Origin of the sequence: Leptotrichia massiliensis (assembly GCF_900104625.1) — a bacterium.
Taxonomy (GTDB): domain Bacteria; phylum Fusobacteriota; class Fusobacteriia; order Fusobacteriales; family Leptotrichiaceae; genus Leptotrichia; species Leptotrichia massiliensis.
In genome coordinates this window covers 357,681-375,147 of record NZ_FNVZ01000005.1, presented here as the reverse complement: position 1 = coordinate 375,147, position 17,467 = coordinate 357,681, and the positions used below count along the sequence as shown (strand labels likewise).

Here is a 17,467-nt window from a genome sequence, read left to right as displayed (position 1 = left end):
ATTTGTCAAGACTTTATAAAAATTAAAAGTTAAGTTTATATGGATTTTTAATTGGCTTTTTTTCTTGAAATTAATTTTATAATTTCATTTACAGCAAACGGTATTAATGCAAATATTAGCACTACATCCCAATTTCCAAATGAAATGTTTGTTACTTTAAATATTTTTGCAATTGGTGCAAATGAAGTTAATCCTATTTGCAATGCAATTCCGATTATAATCGAATAAATTAAATATTTATTTTTGAAAATTCCAATTTCAAATATTGTTTTTTGGCTGTTTCTCATTGTCAACGAATAGAATAATTGTGATACCGTAAGCACGATAAATGCCATTGTTCTACCTTGTGTCAAGGCATGTTTTGCAGCTGCATCTCCAGCTTTTGCCATTGCTTCCAACTGCCCTAAGTTCCCAATCATTCCAGTTTCGTTAATTCCGATATAAAATGCAATTAATGTCAATAGACCAATTAATGTCCCACCAATTACTGCTCGCATTCCTGCACCTTCAGAAAAGAAACTTTCCTTAGGATTTCTTGGCTGACGTTTCATTACATCCTTATCCCCTGGATCAATTCCAAGTGCTAACGCTGGTAAAGTATCAGTAACTAAGTTTACCCATAATAATTGTGTTGCAACAAGTGGCAAATCCCAATTTAGCAATGTTGAAAGAAAAATACAGATTATTTCTCCCAAATTACATGAAAGCAAGAAAATTATCGTTTTTTTGATATTGTTATAAATGTTTCTTCCTTCTTCAATTGCATGAACAATTGTAGTAAAATTATCATCTGTTAAAATCATATCACTTGCACCTTTGGAAACATCAGTTCCTGTAATTCCCATAGCAACACCAATATCGGCAAATTTAAGCGACGGTGCATCATTTACTCCATCTCCTGTCATTGAAACGATATTACCTTTTTCCTTAAATGCTCTTACAATTTTTACCTTATGTTCAGGGGAAACTCTTGCAAAAACTTTATATTTACCAATATTTTTAGAAAATTCCTTATCTGAAATTTCATCAATCTCAGCACCAGTCAAACTTTGGCTTATATCTGTTGCAATTCCTAATTCTTTTGCAATAGCAACTGCCGTATTCTTGTGATCTCCTGTAATCATAATTGGAGTAATTCCAGCACTTTTTGCTTCCATTATTGAATCTTTAACTTCTGTTCTTGGCGGATCAATCATTCCAACAATTCCAACTACAACCAGTTCTTTTTCCATTTCTTCAGGAGCAATTACATCATCTACATCTTTAAAAGCTACTCCAAGCACACGAAGTGCATCATCAGACATTTCTGTTGCAACTTTTAATATTTTTTCTTTCATTTCCTCAGTCAATGCAACAATTTTTCCATCTACTAAAATTTTATCTGCTCTTACTAGAATATTGTCAATAGCACCTTTTGTATGAACTCTATACTTTCCACTTCCTTCTTCATTTAATGTTGACATTAATTTTCTGTCTGAATCAAATGGATTTTCACTAACTCTTTTATACTCTGCATTCAAAGTATTTTTTTCAAGATTAAACCTGTCTCCCAGTACAACCAGTGCCACTTCTGTCGGATCTCCGATATCCTGTCCGCTGTCAATTGAAGCGTCTGAACAAAGAACAAACGAACGGATTAACTCAGTTTCATCCTTATTTGCCACAAAATCTCTGCCTTCTGACGGTATATCTCTCAAATTATCAAGTGTATAAGTTTTTACAACTGTCATTTTATTTTGCGTCAGTGTCCCTGTTTTATCAGAACAGATTATATTTACTGCTCCCAATGTTTCAACTGCAGGCAATTTTCTTACAATCGCATTTTTCTTTGACATTTTATTTACACCCATTGCAAGCACAATTGCAACAATTGCAACAAGTCCTTCAGGAATCGCAGCAACTGCCAGACTTATTGAAGTCATAAACATTCCTAAAATAGGTCGTTTCTGAATAATTCCAACAACAAATATCACAGCACAGATTCCCATTGCAATATAACCAAGTATTTTTCCAAGTTCATCCAGCTTTATTTGAAGCGGAGTCAATGTACTTTCATCTTCATCAAGTATTTTAGCAATTTTACCAATTTCAGTTTCCATTCCAGTTCCAACTACGACACCTTCACCACGTCCATAAGTAGCCATAGTTGACATAAATGCCATATTTTCCTTATCTCCAACAGGAATTTTCTCATCTTTGGTAATAAAATCAGCATTTTTCTCACTTGGTACCGATTCTCCCGTAAGTGCCGACTCTTCAATTTGTAAATTAGCACTTTCTATAAGTCTTACATCAGCTGGAATAAATCTACCTGCATCAATTACCAAAATATCTCCTGGAACTAAATCTTCCGAATTAACCTCTATAACTTCTCCATTCCTACGAACTAGGCTCTTAGGAGTTGTCATTTGCTGTAGTGCCTCAAGCGCCTTTTCAGCCTTAGATTCCTGAACCACTCCAACTACCGCATTTATAAGTACTACTGCCATTATAATCAAAGCATCCGTCCAGCCATGTTTAATATCCACAATCAAGTTTATTACAGCCGCAGCAATTAATACATAAATTAACATATCCTGAAGCTGTGCAATAAATAGCTGTAATAATGTCTTTTTAGGTTTTCCTTTCAATTTATTTTGTCCATATTTTTGAAGCCTAGCATTAACCTCATCAGTTGTCAAACCAACTTTAGGATCAACATTCAGCTCCTTTAACACATCATTTTGTGATTTTGTAAACCACATAATTTTTACACCTCTTTCTCTAATTTTATACTATTCCCAATTAAAATAATATATTTACTATCATTTCTACTACGCAAGTGCCAATACTCCTTGTCACAAAATAAATAAAATATTATTTTTATTTTTAAATAGAGCTTAGTATTATTAGTTCAATTTTAAAAGTATTTTGGTATATTATACACTAAAATAAATTTTATTTCACTATAATTCTAAAATTTTTTACAAAAAAATTGTCTAATTGTTTCAATAAAGAAATAACTAGACAATTTATAAAATACTTCCCATTTAATATTTACTATTTTGTAGCTTTGAACTCAATTCTTCTGTTTTCAAATCTTCCTTGTTCAGTATCATTTGGAGCGATTGGTTCAGATTCTCCTCTTGATTCTACGCTTAAGACTCTTGCAGGATCTAATCCAAATTCTATCAATTTATCTCTAACTGCTACTGCCCTTCTCATACCTAAAGCCATATTATAAGCATCAGTACCTTTAGAATCTGTATGTCCTATAATTGTTAATCTTAAGTCATTTTGTTCAGCATAGTCTTTAACGTTTCTCAATAATTCAAAGTATTGTGGTTTTACTACTGATTTATCGAAGTCAAAGTTCAATCTTCCAGAATCAAATACAAATGTTTCTTCTTTTGGTGGTTCTGGTACTGGTTCTGGGATTGGTTCTGGAGCTGGCTCTTCTAACTCAAGAGCATTAATTCTAATTGTATTTTCTCTCATTTGAGTAGTTGTCAGCCTTCTTGCCATCAATGGTGAAGCAACTAACAACCCTAATGCAATTATTGTTGTTGTTGTTCGTCTAACCATGTTTCAGCCTCTCTTTCTAATGATCTATATTTTTGGCTACCTGGATTTGGTTTGTTTTCTTTTAAATAATCTTCAATATGATTCAATCTAGTTGTGTTGTAATCTACTAATTTTGCGTTTGTACAAGACAAAGCTCCTAATCCTACGAATAATAATGCTAACTTTTTCATATTTTTCATTTCCTTTCTAAACATCTAATTTATTTTTTATTTTCTCTCTTTGTTTTAACTCTTAGTTCATTCTATTTTGAATAGTATCTAATCTTTGTTCCATTTGATCTAACATTTCGTTTGTTTTATGAAATTTTTCAATATTACTGTTGATTTGATCTACTCTTTTTCTAATTCTCTGAATTTCTACATCCATCATTTTACTTTCAGACATATTTTTTCTTTGAGCTCTTAAGTTTCTTGTTTCTGCTCTTCTTTGAGCTGCTTCTTTAGCTTTTGCTGCTCTTGCTTCAGCTTGTGCTCTTGCTGCTTCTGCTTTTTGACGTGCATCTTGGCTAACACCTGAAGTTGTTTCAACTACTTCTTCAACTGGAACAACAACAACTTCTTCTTCCACAACACCTTTTGCTGCTTGTTTAGCTTGTTGTGCTTGTCTTTGTTTAGCTACTTTAACTAATCTTTGCACAGCGGCATCAGTATTTGTTGGAGCTGAAAATGATAATTGACTCATCGCTAACACCATTACAGCTACTAATCCTAATATTTTTTTCATCGATTTTCCTTTCCTGAATAATATTTTATATTAAAAATATTGTCTTTCAAAATAACTAAATTTTTGATTTTTTAATTCTTATTTAGTTGTTCTTCTAGATTTTTTTGGAGCATTTTTTACGCCATCTCTTCCAAGAACGCTATCAAATTCTCCTAATTCTTTTTCTTCTCTTTGTACACTTCTTACTACTCTTTCATAAAAGTCTACTCTATCTGCTGCTTTAGCTGCGTTGTATTCTAATTTTTCAATTGGAGATTTTCTTTTAACTACTTCTTTTTCTTCTACAACACCATCTTCATCAATTGTAACTAATTTTTCAGTTGTCATTTTTGGTTCTTTAGGTGCTTTTATACTTTTGTAGTAATCATCTCTAGCTTGCTTTAATATTTCTTGTGGAGAAGCTGCCATCATAGGCACAGATAATACTGCTACTATTCCACACAATAATAATTTTTTTGCTTTCATCTTTTAATTACCATTCCTTTCAATTAATTCATTACTGATAATAATGTATCCAATTCTGCAATTTTTTGTTCTTTTGCTGCAATTGATTTGTTTATATTTTTATAAAGAGTTTCGGAATTATTCAGTATTTTTTTATATTTGTCTCTGTGCCATCTAACTTCTGAATCCACTCTTAATTTTTCTAATAATTTTTCTCTATTAGCTTGTTTAGATTTTAAATCTTCAACTTCAGCTTCTAATTGTGCTTTTTGTTGTCTATAGCTTTCTTTTTGTGCTTCTTCTTTTTTCATTAATTCATTGAATTGACTTTCAATTGAATTTAAGCTGCTTTCTAATGTCTTTTTTTCAGCAGAGAAACCTATTGACGAAACCATCATTATTCCAACTAAAAAGAATATTGTCTTTTTCATTCGATTTTCCTCCTAATTATTTAATTTCATAACAATAAATGAATATGAAATCACTGTTAAATCACTTACCTATCATCACTTATTTAATATTATACCAAATTATATAAAAAAATACAATTAATTTTTCAAATAAAATACAAAAATATTTTTTTTTAATTTTAAAATATCAAATAAAATCAGTAAATATACATACTTTATTAATATTATTTTTAAATATTTTTTAATTTTTCAAAAATTTCTTCTATTGTATCTACATTTTCCATTTGCTCAATTAATTCTTCTTCATATGTTAGTTTTGAAATTTCAGCTAACAAATCTAAATGTTCTTTTTTTGTTTCTTCTGGAGCTGCAATCATAAAAATTAATTTTGAAGGTTCTCCATCCATACTTTCAAAATCCACACCTTTATTAGAGATTCCTAAGGCAAGGGAAAGTTTTTTTACAAACGGTGTTCTTGCATGCGGAATTGCTATTCCATCCTGCATTCCTGTAGGTGTCAATTTTTCTCTTTCATTTATTTCTTTTACAAATTCTTCCAGATCTTCTGAATCAAGCACTCCGCTTTCCACAAATAATTGTGCCATTTCCTTAATAATTTCCTTTTTAGTTTCTCCTGTCAAATGTAATTTTACTCTTTCCGGTGTCAAATATTCTAATATCTTCATGATTTTATACAGGACACAGCCTGTAATCTCCTTTCTAAAATTTTTTCCATTTTTCAAAAATGTCTTTTATTACTTTATCTTCAGTTAATTCTGACAAATTATAAGTAATATAGTTTTTTTCTTTTTTGAACCATGTCATTTGTCTTTTTGCATATCTTCGACTTTCCTTTTTTATTTCTTCAATGGCTTCCTCTAACGTTATTTTCACATCAAAATAGCAAAATAATTCCTTGTAGCCTATTGACGATATTTTGAAACAACTTTTGTTATATTTCGTATATATTTTGTGTGCTTCTTCAACAAGCCCCTTTGAAATCATAATGTCCACTCGCTTATTAATACGCTCATAAAGTTCTTTTCTATCCCGTGTAAGAAAGATTTTAAGAAATTCGTAGTTATTATTCTTGACATTTTGAACACGCAATTCGCTAAATTTTCCACCAGTCAAAAGACAAACTTCAATAGCCCTGACTAATCGTAATTTGTTGGATAAGTCAATCTCATCATAAGACTTTTTATCGAGCCTTTTTAAAATCTCATGTAATTCTTCTATATTCTTGTTTTCTAAATCAGCTCTAATTTTTTCATCTTTTGACGGCAACTGTGCAAATCCATCTGTAATTGATTTTATATAAAGTCCTGTTCCACCTGCAATAATAACATTTTTTTCAGTATTTTGACAATTTTCATTCAAAATAACATTTACAGCTCTTTCAAAATCTCCCACAGAATAATCTTCATCAGGATTTACAATGTCAATCATATAATGCGGTATTCTCTGCATTTCTTCATGAGCTATCTTTGCTGTTCCAATATTCAGTTCCTTATAAACTTGAGATGCATCTGCCGATATAATCACTGCATTTAATTGTTTTGCAAGTTTTATTGACAAATCTGTTTTCCCCACTCCCGTCGCACCTGCAATAACAATCCCTTTTAATTTTTTTTGCATTTTCTAATTTTTTATCCTCCCTCATTATAAGTAAACCACATTTTTCTTTCTTTGTAAATATTTTTATAAAAATTTATTACTAAATCACATATTCAAATTCATATCCAGCAATAATTATAATATCTCCTTCTTCAACCCCAGCCTTTTCAAGCTCTGTCTCCATTCCAAGACTTCTCATTTTCTGAAGGAAATTTATTATCCCCTCTTCTCCTATAAATACATATTTTCTCAGCACATCATCCACAATACGCCCATCAATTTCAAATACATTATCTGCTGTTTTCTTAATAATCCAGTCTTCTTTCTTGTTATTTTCCTGAATTAGTTCCTCAACCGAATAAACTTCTTCTAACTCTTCTCTAGGTATTTCTTGAATTAATTCCCACGCCTTTGATAAAACTGGCTTTAATCCATCATTTGCAATTACAGAAACTGGATACACGTATTCTGCTCCATTTTCCTTCACAAATTTTTCAAATTCATCGTATTTTTTATCTTCATAGAGCATATCAATTTTATTTGCTACTACAATCTGCCTCTTTTGAGATAACTTTTCGCTGTAATTTTTTAATTCGTGATTTATTTTTACAAAATCTTCTTTAGGGTCACGTCCATCAAGTCCTGAAATATCCACAATATGAATAATCAGCTTACATCTTTCAATATGCTTTAAAAATCTATCTCCAAGTCCCACTCCTTCGTGAGCTCCTTCAATAAGTCCTGGGACATCCGCCACCACAAAACTTTCCTCATCTCCCATTCTGACAACTCCCAATTTAGGCTTTAATGTTGTAAAATGGTAACTTGCAACTTTTGATTTGGCAGCTGACACTTTATTAATAAAACTTGATTTTCCTACGCTCGGATAGCCCACAAGAGCCACATCAGCAAGCAGTTTTAATTCCAGCTTTATTTTTAACTCTACACCTTCACGCCCACTTTCCGCTATTCTTGGAGCTTTTTTCACTGATGATTTGAAATGAATATTTCCACGTCCACCATCTCCACCTTTTAAAAATATTACTTTTTCATTTGGATTATCTAAATCAAGCAGCAGTTTATTAGTTTCAAAATCCCTAATCATTGTTCCAATTGGAACTTTTATAATCAAGTCTTCCCCTGATTTTCCAGTAGAACGTGCAGCAGACCCTTTTGTCCCGTCTTGTGCCTTAAATTTTTTACTGCTCTTAAAATCCACAAGAGTGTTAATATTTGGATCAGCGATAAAGACAATATCTCCGCCTTTTCCACCATCTCCACCATCAGGCCCTCCAAACTGGACAAATTTTTCACGTCTGAATGTAGCCGCTCCATCTCCTCCATTTCCAGAAATTACCGTAATTACACTTTCATCTATAAACATCTTATCATCCTTTTCTTTATTTCACTTCTTTTTATTCATTTAACAAAATTACTTAAACTCATTATTTATTTTTAGTTCTGCCCGTTGCTGCCGCCTTTTTCTCTCTTCTGTAATTCCACGGCTCTATATATCCTCTTTTCCCAAACAGTCCAAGTTTATTCTTTTTGGCATTTTCCTGGTAAGCCTGCATTCTAGTATCATTTTTATCATATTCCTGATACCACCATGCATTCCCAGCCTTTACCATTTCCTCATTTACATTTTTTCCATCAGCATAGACTACAGCAACTGTTCTGCCGTATCTATCCCTGTTTTTCTCTTCAATTTCAAGTGTCTTTCCACTTACCAGCTTTTCCAGCGCCTGCTTGCTTTCATTACCATAATCCTGCGTCTTTTCAGGAGCATCAATTCCAAACATCCTAATTTTTATAACTTCTCCAGTAAATTTCCCATTTTCCACTTTCTGAACATTCATAGTATCTCCATCGCTGACTTTTACAGCCTGATAACCTTTCAGAATAGTTGGATTTTGCACAACTTTAGCATTTGAAGAATTATTTTTTGTACTTTTTGCAGCTGTACTTTTTTTGGAATTGGTTGTTTTTGTTCTTTTTTTACTCGATTTTGAATTAACTCCATTGTATGCTAATCCAAATATTGCTAATAATACAGTAATTATCGCAGCAATTAATTTTTCATTTCCAACTTTTGAACTTCTTCCAGTTTTTCTTCTTCTTTTTGTTGCCATCTATTTTTTCCTTTATTCTTTATTTTTCCAATGCCTGTTTAAAATCTTCAATCAAATCATCAATATTCTCAAATCCAACTGCAATTCTTATCAATGAGTTCGTAAATCCTCTAGCCTCTTTTTCTTCATCAGGCATTTCGGCATGTGTAATCGTACTTGGATGAGTTACCAAAGTTTCTGCCCCACCGAGACTCGCTGCAAATAGTGCCACATTCAAACTTTCAAAAAACGTTTTTACTTTTGAATCGTCCTTTAAAGTAAATGAGAATACTGAACCTCCGCCTGTTGCCTGACTTTCATGAATTTTTTTGCCTTTATTCGTATCCAAAGTCGGATAGTAAATTTTATCAACTGCATTATGGCTTTGAAAAAATTCTATCAGTTTTTCGGTATTTGTTTGTGCCGCTTCCACTCTAAGTTTCAATGTTTTAAGACTTCTCATCAAAAGCCAGCTGTCAAATGGAGAAATTAAAGCTCCAGCCGCAACTTGTGAAAATTTAATTTTTTCCGCAAGCCCCTCATCATTTGTGATCGCAACTCCAGCCAGCAAATCATGATGTCCAGATAAAAATTTAGTTGCACTATGAATTACAATATCAATCCCAAAATCAAGCGGTTTTTGTAAATATGGAGTCATAAAAGTATTATCTGCAATTGTTATCAAGTTATGCTTTTTCGCAATTTCTACGACTCCTTTTATATCTGTAACATCAAGCAATGGATTTGACGGTGTTTCAATAAAAATAGCTTTTGTGTTTTCTTTAATTGCATTTCGAATATTATCCAAGTCCGTTGTATCAACAAAAGTATATTCCAATCCAAATTTTGAATAAATATCATGAACAATTCTATAAGTCCCACCATAAATATCCTGACTTAAAATAATATGATCTCCCGCTTCAAACATTGTAAATACAGACGTTGTAGTCGCCATTCCCGATGAAAATGCATACCCATATTTCCCATTTTCCAATGCAGCAAGTATTTCTTCCAGTTCGTTTCTCGTAGGAGCCGAAACTCTTGAATATTCAAATTCCTGCGTTACTCCAAATTCCGCAACAGGAAAAGTTGAAGCAAAATTAACATTTGTTCCCCATAATTCCTTCTTCTTTTCTTTTCTTATCCCATGTATCGTTTTTGTTTCAAATCTCATAACACTATCACACTCCATTTCTTTCTCTTTTTATTAAATGTGTTTAATAATCTTCTTAGATTAAGGTTTTTATATTTTAATTAATAATTTTTTCTTTATTTCTATATTTTCTCTTTTTTTAACGCAAGGGAAATCAATCGCCATTTCCCTTGCATCCCTGGCTCGTCTAAGCATTTTTTTGAAACAAAATTGAAACTCGCTACGTACAACTTCGCTCAAACAGTCAATTTTATTTCAAAAAAATCACGACATTTTAATTTAATTACAAACTGTTATTTTGATTAAAAATTATTAAAAATAAATTTTTACAACAACTTATGTGGTATTTTTATTATTTTCTCATAAGCAATTCTCTTTTCACCAACATCAGGCTCTCTATCCAAATAAATCACACCACAATAACTAAATCCGTTTTTTTCAAGAAACCTTTTCATAGGCTCATTATTTTCATGTGTATCTGCTTTTATACTGAGTATTTTATTTTTTATACACTCTTTTTCCGAAAATTCTAATATCTTTGTTGCAATTCCTTTATTCTTTATTTCAGAATTAACTGCCAGCCTGTGGATTACGATATAATCATCATCTGATATCCATTTCCCTTCAATCTTGGAATACGGTTCTTCCTTTTCAGGCGATAAAACAATTGTTCCTAAAATTTTTTTTAAATTTTCTGATTCTAATTCATTTCTATTTTTTTCAATATCTTCAAGAACATAACTAATTCCCAACTTTACATCATTTTCAATAACTTCCCTATTTGGATATCCATTTTGCCATTGATCTAAACCAAGTTTCCTTAGTTCAATTTTTGCTTTTTCGATGATTTCCAAAATTCTCTCCACATCATCAAAAGTTGATTTTCTAAAATTCACAAAAACTCCTCCCTTTCATAAAATTTAAATAATCATTTTAAAAAATTCTTTGGAATTTTGTTAATACAGTAACTTTCTATTTTTGGACAAGAGAACTTGACCTCTAGATAGCAATGTTAATCAAATTTTATAGTTTTTATTTTTACATTTGCCAGTCAATTTCCTCTTTCCCTAGTTCTTTCAAAATATCATTAGCTTTCTTAAAATGTCCACATCCAAAAAATCCACGGCTTGCAGATAATGGGCTTGGATGAACACTTTCTAGAATATAATGTTTATTTGTATCAATAAAGGCTTTCTTGCTTTTGGCATTATTTCCCCAAAGTATGAAAATTATTGGGTCTTCACGTCTATCTAAATATTTTATCACATTATCTGTAAAAATTTCCCATCCGATTTTTGAATGTGAGTTGGCATTTCCAGCAACTACAGTAAGTGCTGTATTTAAAAGCAGGACTCCCTGTTTTGCCCATTTTTCAAGAAATCCATTTTTACTCATTTTGTAGCCAAATTCATTTTCAATTTCTTTATAAATATTTTTTAGGGAAGGTGGCAAGGCAACTCCCTGCTTTACAGAAAATGCCAGTCCATGTGCCTGATTTTCGCCATGATACGGATCCTGTCCTAGAATTACAACTTTGCAGTCCTTATAACTAGTTAGCTTAAATGCAGAAAAAATCTCATTTTTATCAGGATAAATTGTTTTTGTCTTATATTCTTTCACTAAAAATTTTCTCAAATCCAAATAGTAATCTTTTTCAAATTCTTTTTCTTTTTTAAAAATTTCATCCCAGTCATTTCCGATATTAACCATTTTCCCATCATTCCTCTCATTAAAAATTCAAATCTTATTTCACAGTCAAATTTTTCTAATTCACAAAAGGATTATAGAATCTTCCACCATTTATTTTTATAAGTACAATTGAAATAATTACGAATATTGCTGTTACAACTATTGCTATAACATCTGGCATTTTCATTTTTCTTGCCTGATACCACGTTCGCTTTTTTCTTTTTCCAAATCCTCTTAAAATCATTGCATTGCTTATAATATCTATTTTTTCAATGCTTGAAAATATTAACGGCATTAATGTATAGGATATATTTTTTATTCTTGTTATTAATTTTACATTTTTGGAAATATCTATTCCTTTTGCCTGCTGTGCCTTGCTAATTGTAACAAAGTCCTCTTGCACAGTTGGAATATATCTTAGTGCAATCGAAACTGCATAAGAAAATTTGTACGGCACACCTATCCTGTTTAATGAAGACGCAAACTCGCTTGGATTTGTTGTAATTATAAACAGCAAAGCGACAGGAATAACCGAAAAATACTTTATAAATATATTAAACTCATAAAATAGCTGTTCCTTCGTTATCACATAATTTCCAAAAATTTTTAAAATATCATGCCTTGTTCCATAAATTTTTGTTCCTTCAAGAGGAGAGAATAAAAAAATCATAATTAAATTTAATACAAGAAAAATAGTAATTAGATAAAATACAATTTTTATTTCATTAAACTTTATTTTGGAAATTCTAAAAAGTACAAATCCTAAAAATGTCAAAGCTAAAAGAAGCCTCGTATCGTAAGTAAACATAATTGCAACAGTCCATAATATGAAACAAATTAGTTTTGTCGCTCCATTTAGTCTATGAATCACAGAATCTTTTTCGATATATTCCAGTAAAAATGTACCTGCCATCTAATCACCTGCCTTTTTCTGCTCTTTTTCATAATGCACAAATGTTCTTATAAGCTCTTCGGAATTTATCCCTGTCTTTTCTGCCACATAATGAAGTGAAGTTTCCTTCAAATTTGCCTGTTCCAACACATTCCTATCTACCAAAATTTGTGCTGGATTTCCTGATTTTATAATTTTACCTTCATTAAAAACGTATGCCTTGTCAGTATACTCTAACATTAAATGCATATCATGCGTTATAAATAAAATTGTAATCCCAAATTCATTCAGCTGTTTCAAAAATTCCATTATTTCCTTGTAATGAAATAAATCCTGCCCTGCTGTCGGTTCGTCCACTATTATCATCTCAGGCTGTAATACAAGGACAGACGCTATTGTAACCCTTTTTTTCTGTCCATAGCTAAGTGCTTTTATAGGCCATTTCCTAAATGGCTTTAATTTACATATTTCCAAAATTTCAATAACTCTTTTTTCTATTTCATCTTCTGAAACTCCTCTAGTTTTCAGTCCTAATGCAACTTCATCAAAAACTGTAACTTTTGAAATCATTGTATTTGGATTTTGCAGCACAAAACCTATTTTTTCAGCTCTTTTTGTTATATTTTCATCACTTATATCCAAATTTTTATAATAAATCTTGCCTTCATCCTGCTTTTCAAATCCTGCAATAACCTTTGACAGCGTAGATTTTCCAGCTCCATTTGAACCAACTATGCTTATCATTTCACCTTTTTTTACATCTATATCTATGTTTTTTAATATTTTTCTTTTCTTATTGTATGAAAATGAGATATTTTCAAGTTTTAATAATGTTTCTTCAGATTTTTCCCTTGCTTTCGGAGAATTATATTTTATCCAGTTTAAAATGCCGTCTTTTGGTTCAGAAAAGTCAATCTTTTCAATATTAGAAATACTGCTATATTTCTCAAGATTGGCATTACTGTATTTTAGCAAGGAAATATACAAAGGCTCTCTTATGTTCATACTGCTTAGCAAATTTCCAGTTAAAATATTATCTGGTCTATCGTCAGCAATAATTCTGCCTTCATTCACAACAATAATCCTGTCAATTCCCCTGTGCAGCACATCTTCAAGCCTATGCTCTATAATTATTGTAGTTAGTTTTTTATTATTATGAAGTTCGTCTATCAGTTCAATAGCGTATTTTCCACTCAAAGGATCAAGATTTGCAAGCGGTTCATCATATAGAACAATGTTGGTATCGTCCACCATTATTCCAGCAAGTGACACTTTCTGCTTCTGTCCCCCAGATAAATCATGTGGCTTCAAGTCAAGCAGTGTTTCAATTTTTACAAATTTTGCTATTTCCTTTACCTTCTCTTTCATAATCTGTGTCTTTACTTCATCATTTTCCAGAGCAAACGCTATATCTTCCGCAACAGTAAGCCCCACAAACTGTGCATCCGAATCCTGAAGAACAGTTCCCACGTATTTAGAATGTTCAAATACTTCTTTGCACTTTTTCCCATAAATCTCAAACTTTCCTGTTATTTCCCCCTTGTAAAAATAAGGAACAAGTCCATTTATACAATGTCCCAAAGTACTTTTCCCAGAGCCTGACGGCCCTATTATAACGACTTTCTCCCCTTCATAAATTTTCAAATTTATATTATGTAATGTAGGTTCCGACTGACTTTCGTACTTAAATGTAAAATTTTCAAAATTTACAGCAATTTTTCTATTTTCGTCCAAACTCTCCTCCTTTCGAGTTGAAAATATATTTTTATTTAAATCTATTCAGTAATCTAAATTGTAAACTTTTTATTTTATAAAGATTAAACAAAATACCCGCCTAATCTTCTCATAGCCATCTAAAACTATTTTGAAAAATGCGGGTTATTTGTATTATTCCTGTTTTAAGCTTCCTTTGCTTACTATTGTTTTTGAAAATGCAAATATTAAAATTGTACCTAAAATTGCTACAACTATCATATTTCCAAGTGCCGCTGTAACTCCTTGTGCAAATGCTTTTGCCTGCGGTTCCTTATATATTGCAATATCAATAATTGGAGCTAGAACTACCCAGCTTATCAAGCTTATAATTACTTCTCCCACTATAAATTTTACAATTTTTGCTCCATTAAAATTCTCGATTTTAACAATTTTTCCTAAAAATCCAGTTGCCAGTCCAAAAAATGCCGCTGCTGCAACCCAGCTGAACCATACATTTCCATATCCCGAAATATCATTAAGCGTATGCCCAATAAATCCAATTCCCAGACCAACTGCAGGACCATATATAAATGCCATCAACGCCACAAAAGCAAAAGTTACTTGTAATGTCGTATTAGGAATTGGTGTAGGAATTGCTACAAATCTTGATAATACAATATAAATCGCTGCACCGATTCCCATTGCTACCACTTTTTTAATTGTTGTTGCTTCCATTAGTCTCACCTCTTTTAAATTTTCAAAAGTTTAAATACATTATATACTAATATTACTTTTTTCTCAACTAAAAATAACAATACTTTTTAATAAATTTTATTAAATTATATTTAATCTTTAAACTGGATATTTATGGTTTCTTTCTCAATACCAAGATGTATGGTTTCTACCTGTGCATTTTCAAAAATCCTTTTTGAAGCCTTTGTAGAATCAAGCGACTTGTGCTTATCAGAAAAATATATTACCTTTTTTATTCCTGACTGTACGATTGCTTTTGCACACTCATTGCACGGAAAATGTGTCACATAAATAGTACAGTTCTTCAATGATTTTATACTGTTAAGGATAGCGTTCAGTTCAGCATGCACAACATAAGGATATTTCGTATCCAAAAACTCCCCGTCCTTATCCCAAGGCATACTGTCATCCGAACTTCCCATAGGAAACCCGTTATATCCAATTCCTATTATTTTTTTATCTTCATCAATAATACAAGCCCCAACCTGTGTAGACGGATCCTTACTTCTCATTCCTGACAAAAACGCTATTCCCATAAAATATTCATCCCATGATAAATAATTATCTCTTTTAGGCATTCTTCATACCCCACTTTCTAAAATATCCAATATTTTAAAAATATTACTTCCAATACTTACATTTTCAGGTTCTTCAATCCTTAAATATTTTTCAATTGATTCTTTCATTATAAATTTTTCAGCAATTTTAACTTTTTCCTTTTTATTTTTAGACTTATTATCAATTTTTAAAATCATTTCAATATTTTCATTATTTTTTATTAATTTATATTTATTTTTTTGAACAAATCTCTTTATATCAACTAAAAATGTTCTGTCTTTATCGTTATTTCTACATTTATCTAAGTCAATAACATAGATAATCTCGTAATCAGAATTTCTATTTTGATTTTTAAATTTATCTATTTTCTGATTAATTTGTTTATCTTTTTTATTATAATTATATTTCCCATCAAGAATAATCCATTCTAATTTAATTTCTTTTTTCAATTTTTCAGATTCCACATAATACTTGACAATTTTATCAACATATATTTTATCTGAATTTCCCTCAACCAAAAACAGCCACAGTTTCATAATTCCCCCTTAATTCTCCTCTTCAAACGTATTAAATATCTCAAAAAAATCATAATATTCAATATTATATGGCATATTGGGTAACATTCCCTCCAAATACTGCTTTCTTGGAGAATAATTTCCATTTTTTATCCAAGGCTTTATTTCCTGATATTCAGTCATAAAATCTATCGAATTTTTATATTTTTTTAAAGTATCTAAAATACTTGTATTATGAGCCGTAAACGTAAACTGTCCTTTCCCATTTTCAGCAAAAAACTCAATTAACCTATTCAAATATAAATCATGAATACTCATATCTATTTCATCAACAAATACAATTCCACCATTATTAATCGTATCCAAAACATCAAATAATCTAAACAGTGATTTCATTCCCATACTTTCATATTCAAAATTTATCTTATAATCCTTGTAGTTGAAAACATATTCAATTTCATAATAATTTTCATCAAAATCTTTCTTTTCAAACTCTATTTTATTTAGTTCAGGATTAAATAATTTTAAAAATCTTTCTTTTCTTTCTAGACTTTTATTCAAATTTTCAATTTCTTCTTTTGTTTTAGATAAGATATTTCTTTTTTCCCCTTCTCTATTTACATAGTCAAAATAGACTTTATCAAACCATTTTAAATCTTCAAAATTAACGAAAAGTTTTTTATTATGATTATCTTCTAAGTGAGTGAAAATATTAATTTTTAAATACAATATATATAAATATATAAATTCAAATTTTTCAGATTTTAATTCGTTTGTTTCATATTTTTCAACATTATCAATAACCAGTTTTATTATACTTTTTCTATCCAGTAAATTCATTGATAACTTTTCTATTTCATCTAAATTTTTAAAATAATTTGACTTCTCTTTGTTTATCTTTCCATTTTCTATAATTAATGTTTTTAATATCTCTTTTCTATCTAGCTTTTTTTTATTTATTATTTCTTTTGTAATAATAATTTTCCCATTTTCTATTTTCAAATTTATTGAATGTTCAAAAATATGTTTTTTATTTTTTTTATCAACAACTAAAAACTCAGCAGATAAATAACATTCTTTAAGTTTTTTATTTATTATTTCATTTAGCAAACTACTTTTTAAAATTAAATAATCACTATCTAATACAATATTTCTTAAAATTTCAATTCCTTTTATAACAGCAGTTTTCCCAATTCCGTTTCTTCCAAAAATTCCCTTAACATTATAATTTTCCCTGTTAAACTTCCGAATATCCTGCTTATAAAAACTAATTGCAATTTCTTTTTCAATATTTTTTATTCCATTTAATTTAAATTCTAAAAGATAAAAATCCATCTTAAACC

The 17,467-nt window shown here is 30.4% G+C and carries 19 protein-coding genes; all 19 read right to left on the bottom strand.

Annotation, left to right across the window (positions count from 1 at the left end; translation table 11 throughout):
- Positions 1–47: 47 nt before the first annotated feature.
- The 19 genes from BQ5344_RS05760 to BQ5344_RS05670 all read right to left on the bottom strand — a co-directional run bounded on the left by BQ5344_RS05760 (position 48) and on the right by BQ5344_RS05670 (position 17,459).
- Positions 48–2,744, bottom strand: coding sequence for a cation-translocating P-type ATPase (locus BQ5344_RS05760; RefSeq protein WP_071124526.1), 2,697 nt, complete (start codon positions 2,742–2,744; stop codon positions 48–50).
- 295 nt (positions 2,745–3,039) lie between these two features.
- Entirely contained in the window at positions 3,040–3,564 is a 525-nt protein-coding gene (locus tag BQ5344_RS05755; protein ID WP_071124525.1) for an OmpA family protein, read from the bottom strand.
- Positions 3,537–3,734 carry a hypothetical protein gene (locus tag BQ5344_RS05750; protein WP_026748477.1) on the bottom strand — a complete coding sequence of 66 codons (198 nt, stop codon included), beginning with the start codon at positions 3,732–3,734 and terminating at the stop codon, positions 3,537–3,539. Before BQ5344_RS05750 ends, BQ5344_RS05755 begins: the two co-directional genes overlap by 28 nt.
- A 61-nt stretch (positions 3,735–3,795) precedes the next feature.
- A complete protein-coding gene (locus BQ5344_RS05745) occupies positions 3,796–4,257 on the bottom strand; it encodes a hypothetical protein (RefSeq protein ID WP_232218392.1) in 462 nt (153 codons plus the stop codon).
- A gap of 108 nt (positions 4,258–4,365) precedes the next feature.
- Positions 4,366–4,752: a hypothetical protein gene (locus BQ5344_RS05740; RefSeq protein ID WP_021768158.1), complete on the bottom strand. Its 387-nt coding sequence runs from the start codon at positions 4,750–4,752 to the stop codon at positions 4,366–4,368.
- 23 nt (positions 4,753–4,775) lie between these two features.
- Positions 4,776–5,162, bottom strand: coding sequence for an adhesion protein FadA (locus BQ5344_RS05735; protein ID WP_021768159.1), 387 nt, complete (start codon positions 5,160–5,162; stop codon positions 4,776–4,778).
- A 209-nt stretch (positions 5,163–5,371) separates the two neighbouring features.
- Positions 5,372–5,827: a PTS sugar transporter subunit IIA gene (locus BQ5344_RS05730; RefSeq protein ID WP_071125490.1), complete on the bottom strand. Its 456-nt coding sequence runs from the start codon at positions 5,825–5,827 to the stop codon at positions 5,372–5,374.
- 34 nt (positions 5,828–5,861) lie between these two features.
- Complete coding sequence (miaA, locus tag BQ5344_RS05725) at positions 5,862–6,779, bottom strand: tRNA (adenosine(37)-N6)-dimethylallyltransferase MiaA (RefSeq protein ID WP_071124524.1); 918 nt, start codon at positions 6,777–6,779, stop codon at positions 5,862–5,864.
- Positions 6,780–6,858: 79 nt separating this feature from the next.
- Positions 6,859–8,142 carry a GTPase ObgE gene (obgE, locus tag BQ5344_RS05720; RefSeq protein ID WP_071124523.1) on the bottom strand — a complete coding sequence of 428 codons (1,284 nt, stop codon included), beginning with the start codon at positions 8,140–8,142 and terminating at the stop codon, positions 6,859–6,861.
- 61 nt (positions 8,143–8,203) lie between these two features.
- On the bottom strand, positions 8,204–8,890 hold the full coding sequence (locus tag BQ5344_RS05715; RefSeq protein WP_071124522.1) for a thermonuclease family protein: 687 nt from the start codon (positions 8,888–8,890) through the stop codon (positions 8,204–8,206).
- 19 nt (positions 8,891–8,909) lie between these two features.
- Positions 8,910–10,061: a trans-sulfuration enzyme family protein gene (locus BQ5344_RS05710; RefSeq protein ID WP_235846119.1), complete on the bottom strand. Its 1,152-nt coding sequence runs from the start codon at positions 10,059–10,061 to the stop codon at positions 8,910–8,912.
- A gap of 287 nt (positions 10,062–10,348) precedes the next feature.
- A complete protein-coding gene (locus BQ5344_RS05705; RefSeq protein ID WP_071124521.1) occupies positions 10,349–10,918 on the bottom strand; it encodes a GNAT family N-acetyltransferase in 570 nt (189 codons plus the stop codon).
- Between the two features lie 142 nt (positions 10,919–11,060).
- Complete coding sequence (locus tag BQ5344_RS05700) at positions 11,061–11,732, bottom strand: uracil-DNA glycosylase (RefSeq protein WP_071124520.1); 672 nt, start codon at positions 11,730–11,732, stop codon at positions 11,061–11,063.
- Positions 11,733–11,787: 55 nt separating this feature from the next.
- Positions 11,788–12,624: an energy-coupling factor transporter transmembrane component T family protein gene (locus BQ5344_RS05695; RefSeq protein ID WP_071124519.1), complete on the bottom strand. Its 837-nt coding sequence runs from the start codon at positions 12,622–12,624 to the stop codon at positions 11,788–11,790.
- Positions 12,625–14,337, bottom strand: a complete 1,713-nt coding sequence (locus BQ5344_RS05690) for an ABC transporter ATP-binding protein (RefSeq protein ID WP_071124518.1) — start codon at positions 14,335–14,337, stop codon at positions 12,625–12,627. It lies immediately after the preceding gene.
- 153 nt (positions 14,338–14,490) lie between these two features.
- On the bottom strand, positions 14,491–15,033 hold the full coding sequence (locus BQ5344_RS05685) for an ECF-type riboflavin transporter substrate-binding protein (protein WP_071124517.1): 543 nt from the start codon (positions 15,031–15,033) through the stop codon (positions 14,491–14,493).
- A gap of 110 nt (positions 15,034–15,143) precedes the next feature.
- On the bottom strand, positions 15,144–15,629 hold the full coding sequence (locus BQ5344_RS05680; protein WP_071124516.1) for a deoxycytidylate deaminase: 486 nt from the start codon (positions 15,627–15,629) through the stop codon (positions 15,144–15,146).
- A gap of 3 nt (positions 15,630–15,632) precedes the next feature.
- Positions 15,633–16,145: a hypothetical protein gene (locus tag BQ5344_RS05675; protein WP_071124515.1), complete on the bottom strand. Its 513-nt coding sequence runs from the start codon at positions 16,143–16,145 to the stop codon at positions 15,633–15,635.
- A gap of 9 nt (positions 16,146–16,154) precedes the next feature.
- Positions 16,155–17,459: an ATP-binding protein gene (locus BQ5344_RS05670; RefSeq protein ID WP_071124514.1), complete on the bottom strand. Its 1,305-nt coding sequence runs from the start codon at positions 17,457–17,459 to the stop codon at positions 16,155–16,157.
- Positions 17,460–17,467 lie beyond the last annotated feature (8 nt).